This is a genomic window from Myroides sp. WP-1, assembly GCF_014145635.1.
Lineage (GTDB): Bacteria > Bacteroidota > Bacteroidia > Flavobacteriales > Flavobacteriaceae > Flavobacterium.
Map to the genome: position 1 here is coordinate 20,293 of NZ_JACHTC010000010.1, position 16,756 is coordinate 37,048.

The following is a 16,756-nucleotide window of genomic DNA, read 5'->3' on the forward strand; positions in this document are numbered from 1 at the left end:
AAATCAAATAAAGGCCTAGAGATATAAAATCCTCTAGGCTTTTTTCTTTATTAAATCTTTTGAAAAGATAAAATTAGTATAGAAAAGATGATTGTATATCTATTCTTAGCTGTACTTTTGAGGTGAAAATACAACCTGATTGATGAGGTGGTACGATTTAAAAATGCAATGAAAAAAAATATTTTATTCCTACTGATTATGCTATGCATATCTTGTGGAGATACTTCATCTAACCAAAATCCTAAGCTCTCTTTTTATTATTGGAAGACCACATTTACTTTAGATGATGTTGAAAGGGAAACCCTAAAAAACTTAGAGGTTAGTAAGCTTTATGTGCGATATTTTGACATTGGTTTAAAAAATGGTATGGCTGTTCCTATCACTCCCATTGTCTTTAAAGATGCAGTGCCTCTACTTGAAGTTGTTCCTGTTATTTATATCAAAAATGAAGTGGTGCGCAACGAGAAACTCGATGTGAAAATATTAGCCAATCAACTAGTTGATTTTGTATTGCAAATAAACGAACGAAACAATATTGACAGTCAGGAAATTCAACTAGATTGTGACTGGACCCTCGATAGTAAGGATCGTTTTTTTGCATTAATTGATCAATTGCGAAAAGAAACGGAAATGAAAATATCAGCAACGATTCGCTTGCATCAGGTGAAATTCGCTTCAAAAACAGGAATACCCCAAGTCGATCGTGGCGTATTAATGTATTATAATATGGGACGAATTGCTTCAGATTCTTTGAATTCTATATATGATCGACAAATAGCACAAAAGTATATGGGTGGACTAAAAGAGTATCCCCTTCATTTGGACTATGCCTTGCCTATTTACGCTTGGGTTGTGCACAGTAGAAATGATCAAGTAGTGCGGTTAATAAGTCGTTTGCGTGTAGAAGATCTAAAACAACAACAAGATCTAAAACAAATTACCCCTAATCAATTTGTCGTTCAGCAAGAAATAACGCGCTTTGGGTTTGTTTTCCAAAAAGGAGATGTACTAAAAGTAGAAAGTATCAAGGCTGATCAATTGAAAGAAATGACAACAGATCTGTTTCGAGCCAGTGGGAAATGTCCCAATGAAATAATTTTATACGATTTAAATTCAAAAAATATCAATTACTATGATCAAGAAGTCTTTAAAGAAATGGTACGTTGTAGGTAGTTTATCTGTTCTTTTAAGTTCAGGTATATATACTTATGGTTGTGCAGATGGATGGTGGAGCTATTCTAGCATTTCTAATTTTACGCCTGAGGCTTTTGCTGATGCGTCTTATGAACCTCTATTTTTTGCCCCATATGATCGTTTTTACAATGGAGGATATATGGATAATGCCTCTATGTTTAATGATGATATCGTTGAAGAATGGACGACCTATCTTCAAGGAAAACTAGATCGCGAAGAAATTAAAAAATACCTTTTGTCTAGTCAAGAATATGCTGGAGAAATTGATCAACTTTACGCTAATCTAAAAGGCAAAAAGACAACATCTTGGAATTTAAAAGACGAGCGCATTCGCAATTTCGTTACGTTCTTGTACCAAGCCAAAGAAATTGAAAGCTATTCCAACGACAGTTATAGTTATTGGGATTATGAGTCTTATGTAGCTAATTTAATGGAAGAGAACCAAGCGGATAAAGTAGAAAAAATATACAAAAACCTAAAGAGTAAAGATCTGTTCTTTACCAATAGAATGTGGTTTCAAGTACTAAAAGCAAAATTCTATTCTACTAATCGAGCGAGTGTGATCGCTTTTTTTGAACAAACAGCAGCAAAACAACCTAAAAACAATTTGTACTATAGAGGATTGAGTTATGTCGCTGGAGCCTATTATCAAGCGGGAGATTATGATAAATCCAATGCATTATATGCTGAGGTTTTTAACGCAAATGCAACCTTGCGTCAAGTAGCGCTTTACAACTACAAGCCAAGAGAAACAGAACGTGTAAAACAATTGGTTTCTTCTATTTCTTCTACTGAAGTGCAAGCCGCTGTTTGGGCTATGCAAGGATATTATACCAATTCTATGGACGCACTTAAAGAAGTAGTTGCTATAGATAGTAAGAGTCCACATGCTAATTATCTACTAACACGTTGGGTAAACGAGCAAGAGTCGTCTGTTTTGAAATATAGAGAAGAATCATTTAAGAGTAGTAAAGAATATTTTTCTAGTTTAAAGAAAGCGATTGATCAATCGGGATTGGATTGGGTGAATCAAATGGCAGCTCAACCACAGAAAGTAGACAATCCTTCGTTGTGGTTATTGGCTAGCGGTTATCTCTCTATTTTTCAAGGTGATTACAAAGCAGCAGAAGCAGCATTTGCCAAAGCTCAAAAAGAAGCAAAAGGCAATGTGTTGATTCATAATCAAATTCGATTATTCGGACTGATTAACCAAGTATCTCAAATAAGTAAAATGGATGCGAAAGCAGAACAAGTGATTTTGAACGATATGCAATGGATCTATACAGAGATCATACCGCATAGCAACTATGAAGATCCGTTTCGATATGAGTATGCTGTACACTGGATTCGTCAATATTTGGCTGCAGTTTACAAAGAACAAGGAAATAGTGTGATGAGTGAAATTATGTTTTCTAATTTGGACTTTTATGGCAAAGTAGACAACACAGTTAAGATGGAGAAATTCTTGTTGACGCAAAAGAAAACAACCTTTGAGCAGTTGATGGTTGATAAGTATGAATACAATTTGAGTGATATCTATGAAAGAAGAGCGATTAATTTGTTCTATCAAGATAAAGTAGATCAAGCTATTGTAGAAATGAAAAAAGCAGAACCTGTAACGACATCATATGCTTATAACGATGAACCTTATGTAAAAACGTATCAAAATACAATTTTGTTAGGCAATCCTTTTAACGGAAAAATTCAAGATTGTAATGATTGTGATCACGTCGCTAAACAAGCTGTAAAATATACTAAACTTAGCTTTTTAGAGAAAGTAAAAGAAATGCAAGACAAGATAAATAAAGGAGAAGATGTGTATAACAATGCGTTACTTGTCGGGAATGCTTTTTACAATGCAACCTATTACGGAAATGCACGTGTGTTTTACTACAATGCGTTGGTTAATGAGTATGGAAATTTCATTTCACCTGCTGAAAGAAAGTACTTGCTAAACATGAGTATGGCTAAAAAGTATTATGCCATCGCTAAAAAAGCGGCAACAACGAAAGAACAAAAAGCGAAAATGGCGTATATGGAAGCTAAGACAGAGCGAAATGAGTTTTACGCTAATCAGTATCAAAACAAAGAGTACTATTGGGGTGCAGGATGGGATGATCCGATGTTTAAAAAATGGAAGGGATTCCAAGAATTAGCAACCCAATACAGTGATACGAAATACTATCAAGAAGTGATTAACGAATGTGGTTATTTCAGAACTTATATAGCAAAAAATCACATGTAATAATAGAAAAACCAGCTGACATCAGCTGGTTTTTTTGTTTTTTGTATCAATTGATAAATTGCAGTAAGCCTAATTACACGTGATATTCATCGATGTAAGTCTAAAATTTCTCAAAAATGCCTCTGGGGCATCTTCTAATTTTTCTAATTGATGCTTAGATAATACGAAGTTACTAATAACCCAATTTTTTGTATCATATAGCATAATTAAAAGCTCCTCTTGCAATTGTTGAGTGGGAAGCTGAGCCATACTTTGTTGTTTTTGCTCAATTCCTTGTTGATTGAAAAATAATTTTTTCATTTCGGCTACTTTTTAAGAACGACAATCAATTTTGTAAGGGGCTTTGATAGAATTAAATAATTAAGTGTTGTTTTGTTAGTGTAAAATTACTAAAAATATTTTTATTTTTAACTTAAAATAGTTAAAATATATTGTTTGTTTTATTTTATTTGAAATTGAATGTAATTTTTTAATTAAAAAGATGTTTTAATCCTTGATGGTTACTAGACTAATTAGAAGTTTTACTTCTATTTAAAAATAAAAAATAAAGCTGTTTTTTGATCGGGAAAACCTTCTTTTTTTACCGCTAGAAAGAAATAAGTGGCTTTAAATTAACAAAATAAATGATCAGTAAAGGCGAGCAACAGCTAAACAGCTACTCTTTTTTTTAAAATGAATTGAATTTTTAGGTGAAAAACAAGGGGTTTAAATTTTAAAAAAAATGGAATTTTACAGATTTAAATTTTTTGTTTTTTTCTTTATGATAAGAGCTCAAAATAAGAATATTTGTGAAAAATTAGTTATTTGCCCCCTAAATACGAGAGGTTTTTGCTATTTTTGAATAAAACTAAAAGACATTGAAGAAACTACTTGTTAAAATAGGTAAAATAGTGGGTTGGATTGTGTTTTCAATCCTTGTTTTACTGATACTTTTAATAGTATTAGTGCAAATACCTGCTATTCAAAATGCCTTAAAAGACAAGGCTATATCTTTTGTTGAAGGAAAGATAGGAACTCCTGTTAAACTAGATAAAATTGCCATTTCCTTTCCAAAAGAAATTGTCGTTAAAGGTCTTTATCTCGAATCTCAAGAAAAAGATACACTAGTTTATGTTAAACATTTAGGAGTAGATATTGGACTTTTTGGCTTATTAAATAATAAACTCAGTGTCAATTCAGTTGATTTAGATGGGCTAACAGCTCATGTTAAAAGAGATACGTTACAGCGCTTTAATTTTGATTATATTATTGAAGCATTTGCTACGGAAGAAGAAAAAGAAGATACTCCTTCTTCAATAGTTATCTCTGTAGGGCAACTTAACTTAAGTACTGTTGCCTTAAAATTTGACGATGCTTATGACGGCCATCATGTTGATTTTAAATTAAATCAATTCCTTACGCGTTTTAGAGATTTTGATCTCGAACAAATGCGATTCGCTTTACCTATGATAGCGACTGATGGAATTAATTTAACCTATCACAAAGAAAAACCGCAAGGTGAACATCTTGCTCCTGTAGAAGAAGTGTTGGAACCTTCCGATGAACCCGTGAAACCAATAGATTTAACGATAGGGGTAGTAGAACTAACACAAGCCAATATCAATTATCAAAGCGAAGAAGACTATATCCAAGCGCTTTTGTCATTGGACAAATTTAGCGTAACGCTAAACAAACTCAATCTGGAAAAACAACAACTAGATGTTGAAGAAATCTTACTAAACAAAACGAAGGCAGAAGTTCGCTTTTTACCAAGGCCTCAAATTGCGGTTAACGCGAGTAAACCCGCTTTAGGTCAACCAGATTCTGTCCCTGTAGCAGAGCAAACAACTTTAGGGTGGAATTTAGCCGTGCGCAATTTTGATATCAACGATTTGAATGTGAAGTATGATGATGATAATCAAAAGAAGCTACCGGAAGGATTGGATGTTAATCACATAGCAATTGATGAACTCAATTTTAGTTTAAAAGATTTTCAATATACTGATGCTGGCTTGAATGGAAATTTAAAGCATTTCTCATTCAAAGAGCAAAGTGGCTTTGCTCTTACTAATGTAAAAGCCTATTTTCAATATGGTCAACAAGCTTCTTTTGTAAAAAATTTAAGTATTGAAACACCCAATACGCAATTTAATACAACTGCTGTTTTTAACTATAATAGTTTAGCTAAATTGACGGATGAACTCGGACAGCTTTCAACAGATGTAGTAATTTCGAATTCTCATTTGGGATTAAAAGATGCTTATCTCTTACTACCTGATGTTTTTAAAGCCAATGGATTAACCTCTATCAGTCAACAGAAAATAGACGTTGAACTCGTTGCTAAAGGTTTGGTTAGTGATTTAAACATTGAAAAAGTCTATGTCAATATGTTAGGGTCTACTTTTTTAAATGCAGAAGGTAAGATTAGAAATTTACCGGAAGTAGAAAAAGCCTATGTTGATATCGCTATTAAAGATTTTCAAACTACAGCAAAAGATATTCGAATTTTAGCTCCTGCTTCTGTATTGCCTCAAAATATCGAAATTCCCGCTTTAATTCGCTTTAATGGAAAGGCAAAAGGAACACAACAAGACATTGCCAGTACTTTTAGCTTAAAAACAAGTTTAGGTACTATTGATTTTGATGGGGCGTTCAACCAACGCGTTAAAAACAAAGAAAAGTATTGGGCTAATCTTACAGTTGATCAATTAAATGTAGGTCGATTAATTAAAAATGATTCAATAGGAAGCATTAGTTTACAGGCTAAGATTGACGGTTTGAGTTTTGAACCAACAAAAGCACAAGCCAATGCTTGGATCAAATTGGCAAAAGCAGAATATAATGGTTATACATATAAGGATATTCAACTCGATGGACATCTGGCCAACGGAAAATATGCCGTAGAAACTCAAAATACAGATCCCAATTTAGATTTTGACTTGACCGCTTCGGGTACTTGGACGGATCAAGCGTTGAGTCTTCAGTTACTTGCTGATTTAAAACAGATTGACCTTCATCAGCTGCGTTTAAATCCAGAACCTTCAACCGTGAAAGGTCGAATTGAGGTAGCAATGGCTAATATTTTGCCGGATAGTTTGGTCGGAACAGCAACAATTCAGGATTTAAACTTTACCGCAGCTAGTCGTTCGTTTAAGTTACAACCCATTCAATTCGTCGCTCAAGCAAAAGAAGCGTACCGCAAGATGAGTTTGACTTCTCAAGTGGTTGATTTTGACATGGAAGGTGATTATCTGTTAACGCAATTAAGCGATGCCTTAACACAAACGATTCAGACATATTACCATGCACAAACAGAACCGGAAACCTCAAGCCTTGACCAAAAGAAGAAAGAGGAAGATAAACCTGTAAAACAACAGTATTTTACGTATCAATTGCGTATAAAAAATGATCCGATCTTTCAAAAAATAGCACCCGATCTCAAGGAAATTCAACCTATTGTTTTCGGAGGAACTTATCGACAAAAGGATAACTATCTTACTCTACAAGGAGAAATACCCGCTTTAGTGTATGGTGATATTACTGTTGATGCAATTACAGTAGATGTAAAACCTAAAGGAGAAGCATTAGACTATAAATTAGCCATCCAGAGTATTTCAAATGCATCTTTTAGACTTAGAAATATGGTTCTAGATGGTTATGCGAAGAATAATACCGTGGATGTCAATTTTAAATTATTGGATAAGCAAGATAAAATCTGCTATTTGATCGGAGCTGAGATTCTCGCTGATTCTAAACAACAACAAGTTCATATCAAAGAAAACGGATTTGTATTAGATTATATTCCTTGGACGATTCATCCTGAAAATAGAATTGTGCTGGGTGAAAAGGGAATTTTTGCCAAAGACTTTGAACTAAAGTATCAACAGAATCTAATTCGGTTAGCTTCTGATGAAGAGAAAATGGACAGCCCATTGACCGTGAATTTTGAGAATTTTAGTATTGAAACCATTACTAAAATGATTCAAAAAGATAAACTGCTAGCAGCAGGTACAATTAATGGCGAAATTCGACTGAAAGATTTGTCTTCTGATTTTAGGTTCATCTCGGATATCGATATTAGTAATCTTGCAGTTTATGAAATAGGATTGGGTAATCTGCATATTGGGGTAGCAAATCAGTCACTTAGTAAGTATGCAGCTAATATTGTCTTAGAAGGGAAAGAAAATAAGATTCGATTGTTTGGAACCACAGATGTCGATCAGCAGAGTTTAGACCTCAAACTAGCCTTAGATAAGTTTCAATTAGAGGCCCTAGAATATTTCAGTATGGGGAATCTAAGTGAGGCTCAAGGATATCTTTCTGGACAATTAAATATCGGAGGCAACTATGACAAACCAACCATTCTAGGGGCGTTGGATTTTAATAACATTGGTTTTCATGTGAATCCGATTAATGCTGATTTTAAAGATATTAATGAGAAAATCTCCTTTACTACTAAAGGAATTGAGTTAGACGCATTTAGTGTGACGGATTCTGAAGGAAACTTATTGGTTATCGACGGACAAATCTTAACGCAAACCTACACCGATTTTAAATTCAATCTAGATATTAAAGCTGTTGACTTTAAAGCCATCAGCTCTACTGTGAAGGATAATGATATGTATTACGGGACCTTGATTTTTGATTCCAATATTAAAATAAGAGGGGACTTAAACACACCGAAAGTAACAGGGCAATTGAGTATTGGAAAGAAAACGGATTTCACTATGGTCATGCCACAAGAAGACCCTTCGATTGCTGATCGAGAAGGAATCGTTGAATTTATTGATGAAGAAAGTTTGCGACAAGCCGAACTGTTAAAATATCAAAGCGATTTTAATCAGTCTAAACTGAAAGGAATGGATGTTTCAGTGTCTATTATCGTAGACAAAGAAGCTGCATTTACCATGATCATGGATAAGAGCAGTGGAGATAAAATTACGCTTAAAGGTGAGGGAGATATCGTTGGTGGAATTGATCCATCTGGAAAAGTTTCCTTAACTGGACGCTATGAGTTTTCAGAAGGATCTTATGATTTATCCTTTAATTTTATCAAGCGAAAATTTCTAGTAGAAAAGGGAAGTTCAATCACCTTTGCGGGAGATCCTACAGATGCAATTCTCAATTTAACGGCTATTTTTGAGACAAAAACAGCACCTATTGACTTGTTGCAGAATCAACTAGCTGCTTTGTCGCCAACGCAGCAAAATATGTACAAACAGCAATTGCCTTTTCAAGCTTTGTTAAAGATGAAAGGCGAATTGCTTAAGCCTGAAATTTCATTTGACATTCGCTTAAAAGACGGAGTAACTAGTGCCTCTGGTGATGTGATTTCTAATACAAAATCGCGATTAGAACAAATCCGAGCCAATGAATCGGAATTGAATAAGCAAGTATTTGCACTTCTCTTATTAAATCACTTTATCGGAGATAATCCATTTGAAAGTAGTATGGGAGGGTTAAGTGCAGGTACTATGGCACGTCAAAGTGTGAACCGATTATTGTCAGATCAATTGAATAATCTAGCTAGTAACTTAATTCAAGGAGTAGAGTTGAATTTTAACTTAGAATCAACAGAAGATTTTTCTTCAGGATCGAGAGAAAATAGAACAGATTTGAACATTGCAGTTTCAAAACGCTTGTTTTCAGATCGTTTGAAAGTAACAGTTGGAAGTAGTTTTGAGGTCGAAGGAAATCAAAGACAAAACGAACAAGCAACTAATATCGCAGGAGATATAGAATTAGAATATGCCCTGTCAAAAGACGGTCGTTATCTATTGCGTGTCTATCGAAAAAATCAGTATGAAGTAGCCCTACAAGGACAAGTAGTTGAAACAGGAGTAGGTTTTATTATTACGATGAGTTATGAGCATTTTAAAGAGCTATTTGAGCGTTCAAAAGATAAAAGACAATTGAAAAAACAAATAAGAGATGAGGCTAAAAAGGAAGAATAACGTTCTATTATTTACTTTAACTGGAATTGCAGGATTCTTTGTAGGCTCATGTAGTTCCACTAAGTACATAGAAGATGGAGAAGCTCTTTACACGAAAGGAGTGGTTGACATTGAAGGAAATGAAGTGAGTAAAGCACAGAAAAAACAGCTTGAAGAATCACTTACCACTCTTTTGCGTCCTGAACCGAATGCTTCTTTTGCTGGGTTTCGACCAAAGTTGTTTTTTTATAATTTAGGAGGAGATCCTTCTAAAACGAATAAAGTAAGACGATGGTTTCGCAACTCACTCGGTGAACCTCCTGTGCTGTTTAATCAAGTGGATATGGAACACAACCAAGCCATTTTGGTTAATCGCATGGAGAATGAAGGATATTTTAATGTTCAGGTTGCCTATGATACCCTAAAAATAAGTGACAAGAAAAAAGGAGCTTTGTATTCAATTCGACCAGGTTCACAGTTTACAATTAATCAAGTGACGTTCTTGAATGATTCTACTCCTTTGCAACAAGAAATATACGAAGCGGGTAAACGTTGGACACGCCTCAAAAAAGATAAACCTTATAATCTTGAACAAATTAAAGAAGAACGCGTTCGCTTTGATAATTATGTGAAGAATAAAGGGTATTTCTATTTTAGTCCTGATAACTTATTAGTTCAAGTAGATAGTACAGTAGGAAATCACCAAGTGAATCTGTTTGTCAAAGTAAAAGACGATACCCCTGTGTTGGCAACGAAAGCCTATACAATTAACAAGGTGTATGTTTTCTCTGACTATTCACTTGCTGAAACGAATATCAAACGCGATATAGAAACAGCTCAACCACATAAGGGAATTGAAGTCATTGATCCGAAAAAGAAGTTTAAACCGAGTATTTACGACCGTACTATTTATTTAGAAGAAGGAGAAATTTACAACAGAAATGACCACAATCTCTCGTTGAATCGCTTGGTGAATTTAGGTGTTTTTAAATACGTAAAAAACCAATTTGAATTGGTCGATTCGGTGAATAACAAATTGGATGTGTATTATTTTTTAACGCCAGATGATCCCAAATCGATACGCGTAGAGCTGTTGGGTAAAACGAATTCAGCGAGCTATAATGGAGCAGAGTTAAATGTCAATTGGAGTCATAAAAATATTTTCAAAGGGGCCGAATTATTTTCTGTATCAGCTTATGGAGGAGCAGACTTTCAAATGTCTTCTAAAAACAAGGGATACAATGTTTATAAAGCGGGATTAGAAGCAAGTTTGACATGGCCGCGTTTGATTGCTCCAGGTAATTTTCATTCCTCTAGTGGCTATATTCCCCGTACTAGAGCAACTTTAGGAGGAGAATATTTAGAGAGAAGTCAATTGTATTCCTTGATATCTGTTAAGGGATCATGGGGTTATTTATGGAAGGAAAATGCCAGAAAAGAACATCAATTTAACGCATTAGAAGTGAATTATGTGTCGCCTCAAAATGTCACAGATCTCTATAAAGAAACAGCAGCTGGTAACCCTTCAATGGAACGTGTAATTGAAAAGCAATTGATTTTTGGTCCTACCTATACTTACACGTATACCAATACGATGAATCAATTTAGAAGAAATACATTCTACTATCGAGGCGGTTTAGATTTTTCGGGAAATATCACAGGACTACTTATGGGAGCTAAAGTGGATGACGACAAAGAAAAAACAATTTTAGGAGTTCCTTTTAGTCAGTATTTCAAAACAGAACACGATTTTAGACATTATTTAAAGTTGAGTAAAACAGCTCAGTTTGTCAGTCGTATTCACGCGGGTATTGGATATGCCTATGGCAATTCAAAAAACCTTCCTTATACGAAACAGTTTTATGTAGGAGGATCAAACAGTATACGCGCATTTAGAGCGAGAACATTAGGACCAGGTAGTTTTAATCCCAACACATTTGACGCAAAGTTTATTCCTGATCAATCTGGAGATTTATTGTTTGAATTTAATTTTGAGTACCGCAAGAAGTTGGTGAGTATCATTCATGGAGCTCTGTTTATTGATGGTGGAAATATCTGGAATTTAAATGAAGTGTCCGACAGGCCAGGAGGTAAAATATCAAGCGACTTTTATAAGGAAATTGCTCTTGGGGCAGGAGCAGGGCTTCGATTTGATGTGACTTTCTTAGTGGTGCGTTTTGATTTTGCCTTTCCGTTACGTGTGCCTTATAATGAGCCAGGAGAACGTTGGGTAGTTAAGGATATTAACTTTGGAAGTGGAAAATGGAGAAAAGATAACCTGATGTTTAATTTGGCAATTGGGTATCCATTCTAATATTTGGGGAATATCTACCCACTTTGTGTTGTGGTTTGTGCTGTGGTTTCAAGTAAAATATAAAACGATCTTAATTCTAATTGATTGACAAATAGTGTATTAATTCTTTTTTACGGAGAAATGTTTTTTTGGCATGCTTTTTTCTATATACTATAGCGTAAGGTGTTATACAAAAAAACAAATAAGTTGAGCAGTCAACTTTAATTGCTAGAAAAAGAAAATTAAGTGTTTGTTTTAAAAAATTTTATTACCAAACGAGGTAATAGGTTAGATCGTTAGTAAGGTGAAGAAGAGAAATCTTCAGGTAAACAGGGAGCTTAGGCTCCCTTTTACTGTTATAGGAGGTTAAAGTTTTGTGACTTGCTAGTTTCTCAAAAATAATTATATTAAATTTGTCTTTAGCCCAAAAATAATAGACGGATAGAATATGAGTCATAAAGTTCTTGTTATAGACGATGATGTACCATTTTGCGAAATGTTGAAAGCCTTTTTAACCAAAAAAGGTTTTGTTGTTATGAATGCTTTTAATTCTCAAGATGCTAAAAAAGCAATCGACGATACGTGTTATGATATTGTATTAACAGATGTCAGACTTCCTGATAGTGATGGAATAGAATTGTTAAAATACATCAAGGCGAGATGCATCTCCTCTCAAGTCATCCTAATGACTGGATATACCGAAATCAAAACAGCAGTTAATGCAATGAAATTAGGTGCTTTTGATTATGTGGCTAAACCTATCAATCCAGATGAAATTGTTTTAACGATTAAACAAGCATTGGATAAAAAAAATAAAACAGAAGATAAAGCCAGAACTGAGTTTGATTCTTCTACTACAACTGCAACAGCTACCGAAGGAGAAATTGAAGAATACGTAAAAGGAGAAAGTAAAGTTTCACTACAACTTCAAGAGTATATTGAATTAGTTGCGCCAACCAATATGTCAGTATTAATTATCGGAGATAGTGGTACAGGAAAAGAAAATATAGCCCATTCTATACATTTATTGAGTAAGCGAAGTAAGAAGCCTTATATCGCGGTAGATTGTGGTGCAATCCCTAAAGATTTGGCTTCTAGTGAGTTTTTTGGGCATATTAAAGGCTCTTTTACAGGTGCAGTTACAGATAAAATAGGACATTTTGAAGCAGCGAATGGCGGTACAATCTTTTTAGATGAGGTTGGAAACTTATCCTACGAAGTACAAATACAACTGTTACGCGCACTACAAGAAAGAAAAGTAAAACCTGTAGGTAGTAGCAATGAAATAGACGTTGATATCCGTGTTATTGCTGCAACAAATGAAGATCTCCCTAAAGCGGTAAGAGAAGGTGAATTTAGAGAAGATTTATACCATAGATTGAACGAATTTGGTATTGTCGCTCCTCGTTTAACTGATAGAGGAAGTGATGTGCTATCTTTTGCCAAACACTTTTTAAAACATTCCAATCAAGAATTAGAGAAAAATGTAAGAGGATTTTCTAGTGAGGTTGAACGCATTTTCTTAACCTATGATTGGCCTGGGAATTTACGTGAAATGAAGAATATTATCAAGCGCTCTGTACTCCTAACAAAAGGAGACTTCATTGAAAAAGAAGTGTTGCCAGATGAAATATTTGCCCCAAAATCTGTCTCTGTTGATGGTCCTAATGAAGAAGAAAGAGACCTGAAATTATTTTCTTCTAAAAATGAAGAGCAAGCCATCCGAACAGCCTTGGAAAAAGTGAAATTTAATAAAACAAAAGCCGCACAATTGTTGGGAATTGATAGAAAGACACTTTATAATAAAATGAAATTATATAGTATCGATTTGTAATTGGTGAACAGTTAACAGAAAAATACTCAGATACAAGAAAAACTAATCTTTTGTAGATTGGTTTTTTTTTTGCTCTCATCGTTTCACTAACTCATCGTTTCACCAACTCATCGCCTCACCAACTCATCGCCTCACCAACTCATCGCCTCACCAACTCATCGCCTCACCAACTCATCGCCTCACCAACTCATCGCCTCACCAACTCACCACCTCAACAAACACTACTAACTATTTTACCTTGTTACTTCTTCAATCAGATAGAAAATAGATTTAAAGGGGTGTTCACTATGTGCTGTTAGTCCAATTTCGCAGGTTCGACTTGTAGAGAATCCCTCCGTACACGAAGGAGGTATCTGTTGTTTGAGGTTTTGCGTTCCATGTTGATTGAGTTCAGGAAACGTAAAACCGCGATCTCCTGCAAATCCACAGCAATTGCTATCTAAGATATTGACTTGCTTTGCACAACGGTTTGCAACTTGCAGCAACTTTTCTTCTAAACCTAATTTCTTTACCGAACAAACAGGGAAAATTGTTACTTCTTCTCGAGGACGCGTTACTGTTAATTGTGGCAGAGCTACATCTAGTATGAAATCAATAGGATCATAACATGTAAAAGCACGGTGATCATGGTGCTTGTTAAAGGTATAGAAACAAGGACTCATATCGAATAAAACGGGGTATTTACCCTGATCCGAAGCAGTTAACAATGCGGTTTCAAGTGCTGTAGATTTTTGCGTTCCTTCTTCCTCAAAGCCCTTACTGCTGAAGGGCATGCCACAACATAAATTGTCAACACCTGAGGGATAGATTACTTCATAACCTGCGCGTTCAAGTAGCAAAACAATTAAATCCTTTAAATCTAGTTCACTTTTGTCATAATCTTTCGATTTTCCCATAGTTCTATTAATACAAGAAGGAAAATAGACCACTTTTTGCTTCGCTGTTGAGGGAGAAGCAGTAGGGGTAATATTCTTTTTCGTTCCCGTAGGCATTGCTATATTCCATTGAGGAAGGCGATTGTTACTTATTTTTCGCATTTTAGTAGACAAGCGCAACATCGTGCGATCACCGAGTACATTTTGAAATAAACGCACAAATTTGAGGCTGTAACGACCAATGTGTGTTAGACGATCTAAATGTTCAACAAAATAGAGAGCATCTTGGTGGTTTTTAGCAGTTAATTGATTACTCCTTACTGCTTTTACATAAATACCAGTGTCTATTTTGACAGGACAAGCAAGTGCACATAAACCATCTGTAGCACAAGTATCATCTACAAAATATTGTGCTTCTTTTTTTAGCTGAGCTAAAAGAACAGGGTTGTCGTTGGTTTGTTCCAAGCGAGCGATCTCGCGACCAATAACAATACGCTGACGTGGAGATAAGGTCAATCCTTCTGATACGCAGTGTGATTCGCAAAAACCACATTCAATGCACTTATCTACAACAGGATGAGTTGCAGGTGTGGCCTTTAGATTTTCTAAGTGAATACGTGGATTTGTATTGATCATCACTCCAGGGTTGATGACTTCATTAGGATCGAAAATTTGCTTGATACGCAACATAAGTGCATAAGCTTGTTCTCCCCATTCTTTTTCAACAAATGGAGCCATGTTTCTACCTGTTCCGTGTTCTGCTTTTAGAGATCCATCAAATTGATAAACAACTAAGTTGACTAGCTCATCCATCAGGTCTGCATAACGTTGAATGGACGTTGTTGTACTAAAGTCTTGCGAAAAGACAAGGTGTAAATTTCCTTCTAAAGCATGTCCAAACAACACGGCATCATCGTAGTGGTATTTGGCAAATAGTTGTTGTAGCGCCAAACTAGCTTCTGCTAATTTGTCTAGAGGAAAGGCAACATCTTCAATAATACACGTCGTTCCTGTTTCTCTCAAAGCTCCAGTTGTCGGTAATAAGCCATTACGCGCTTTCCAATTGAAGGCATATTCTTTCGGATCAGAGGTAAAGACAAAAGTACCAAGTGTAGGAATGGGACTAACAGCTTGTTGTACATCGAGCTGTTTGGATTCCAGTTCTTCTTGTGTACTGGCTTGTACTTCTACAAGCAACAAACAAGCGGATGCAGGAAGTGTTTTAAAATAAGAAGGAGCTTGCGGCTCATTTTCGATCGAGCGTATGCTATTTCGATCCAACAATTCAACAGCCGAAACAGGACTGTTTTTTAAATAAGGCACTGCTTGACAAGCTGTAGAAATAGATTCAAAAGCCATCAAAGTACACGCCTTTTTTTTGTGATTAACAACGGTGTTGTACGTGATCGTCGAAATAAAGGCCAATGTCCCTTCAGAACCTATCATCAAGTGTTTGAGGATGTCAAAAGGCTCATGAAAATCTATAAAAGCATTTAAGCTATATCCTGTGGTGTTTTTAATCTTGTATTTGCGTTTAATTCGCTCGTATAGTGTTGAATCACTTTGTATTTCATCGTGAATTGCCTGTATTTCATCGATGATTTCAGGGTGTTTGATTGCAAACTGTTGTCGACTTATGGCATCTGCAGTATCTAGTACCGTTCCGTCATAAAAAACAAGGCGAATATCCGCCAACGTGTTGTATGAGTTCTGTGCTGTACCACAACACATTCCACTAGCGTTGTTAGCTGCAATTCCGCCGATCATAGCCGCGTTAATTGATCCGGGATCCGGACCGATTTTACGTCCATATGGAGCTAGGAGAATGTTTGCACGTCCACCAATTATTCCCGGCTGAAATGTGGCTTGTAATCCGTTGTTTACAATAGTGTAATTCTTCCAATGATGTGTCGCAACCAGTAGAATTGAATCCGTAATAGCTTGTCCCGATAAACTCGTTCCCGCAGCGCGATAAGTAATTGGAAGTTTGTTCTGATGTGCTAGCCTAATCGTGTGAATTGCTTCTTCTTCATTGTGTACTTCTACAACTACTTGAGGATTTAAACGGTAAAAACTCGCATCTGTTCCGTAGGCAATTGTTTGAATAGGATTGGTGATAATTTGTTGATCAGGAAGGAATTGACCTAATTCATGAACAAAAGAAGCATAACGATCTACTAGCATAACAGCATTTTTTGTTTTATAGCAGAAAGTTACGATAAATAATGGAAAGAGGAAATCGAAACGCAGTGAAAATCGAAACGTAGTGTAGATTCATCGAACACCAAAACAAATATAAACTCGGTGAGATATATTCATCGAATACCAAAATAAAATATAAACCTAATGAGATAAAGAGGAAAGAGGAAAGAGGAAAGAGGAAAGAGGAAAGAGGAAAGAGGA

General features: G+C 35.4%; 7 protein-coding genes. 5 read left to right on the forward strand and 2 right to left on the reverse strand.

What is annotated here, in order from left to right; all coding sequences use genetic code 11:
• Positions 1 to 168: 168 nt before the first annotated feature.
• Positions 169 to 1,173, forward strand: a complete 1,005-nt coding sequence (locus tag H4K33_RS10335; RefSeq protein WP_182648613.1) for a hypothetical protein — start codon at positions 169 to 171, stop codon at positions 1,171 to 1,173.
• Positions 1,133 to 3,439: a lipopolysaccharide assembly protein LapB gene (locus H4K33_RS10340; protein ID WP_182648615.1), complete on the forward strand. Its 2,307-nt coding sequence runs from the start codon at positions 1,133 to 1,135 to the stop codon at positions 3,437 to 3,439. The genes H4K33_RS10335 and H4K33_RS10340 overlap by 41 nt, the downstream gene beginning before the upstream one ends.
• A 69-nt stretch (positions 3,440 to 3,508) precedes the next feature.
• On the opposite strand, the gene H4K33_RS10345 is transcribed toward H4K33_RS10340, so the two are convergent.
• Positions 3,509 to 3,739, reverse strand: a complete 231-nt coding sequence (locus H4K33_RS10345; RefSeq protein ID WP_182648617.1) for a hypothetical protein — start codon at positions 3,737 to 3,739, stop codon at positions 3,509 to 3,511.
• A 557-nt stretch (positions 3,740 to 4,296) separates the two neighbouring features.
• On the opposite strand from H4K33_RS10345, the gene H4K33_RS10350 reads away from it, so the two are divergent.
• The 3 genes from H4K33_RS10350 to H4K33_RS10360 all read left to right on the forward strand — a co-directional run bounded on the left by H4K33_RS10350 (position 4,297) and on the right by H4K33_RS10360 (position 13,478).
• On the forward strand, positions 4,297 to 9,372 hold the full coding sequence (locus H4K33_RS10350) for a translocation/assembly module TamB domain-containing protein (protein ID WP_182648619.1): 5,076 nt from the start codon (positions 4,297 to 4,299) through the stop codon (positions 9,370 to 9,372).
• Positions 9,350 to 11,665, forward strand: a complete 2,316-nt coding sequence (locus tag H4K33_RS10355; RefSeq protein WP_182648621.1) for a BamA/TamA family outer membrane protein — start codon at positions 9,350 to 9,352, stop codon at positions 11,663 to 11,665. The genes H4K33_RS10350 and H4K33_RS10355 overlap by 23 nt, the downstream gene beginning before the upstream one ends.
• A 427-nt stretch (positions 11,666 to 12,092) precedes the next feature.
• Positions 12,093 to 13,478, forward strand: a complete 1,386-nt coding sequence (locus H4K33_RS10360; RefSeq protein WP_182648623.1) for a sigma-54 dependent transcriptional regulator — start codon at positions 12,093 to 12,095, stop codon at positions 13,476 to 13,478.
• A gap of 233 nt (positions 13,479 to 13,711) precedes the next feature.
• On the opposite strand, the gene H4K33_RS10365 is transcribed toward H4K33_RS10360, so the two are convergent.
• Entirely contained in the window at positions 13,712 to 16,537 is a 2,826-nt protein-coding gene (locus H4K33_RS10365; protein ID WP_182648625.1) for an FAD-binding and (Fe-S)-binding domain-containing protein, read from the reverse strand.
• Between the last annotated feature and the right edge of the window lie 219 nt (positions 16,538 to 16,756).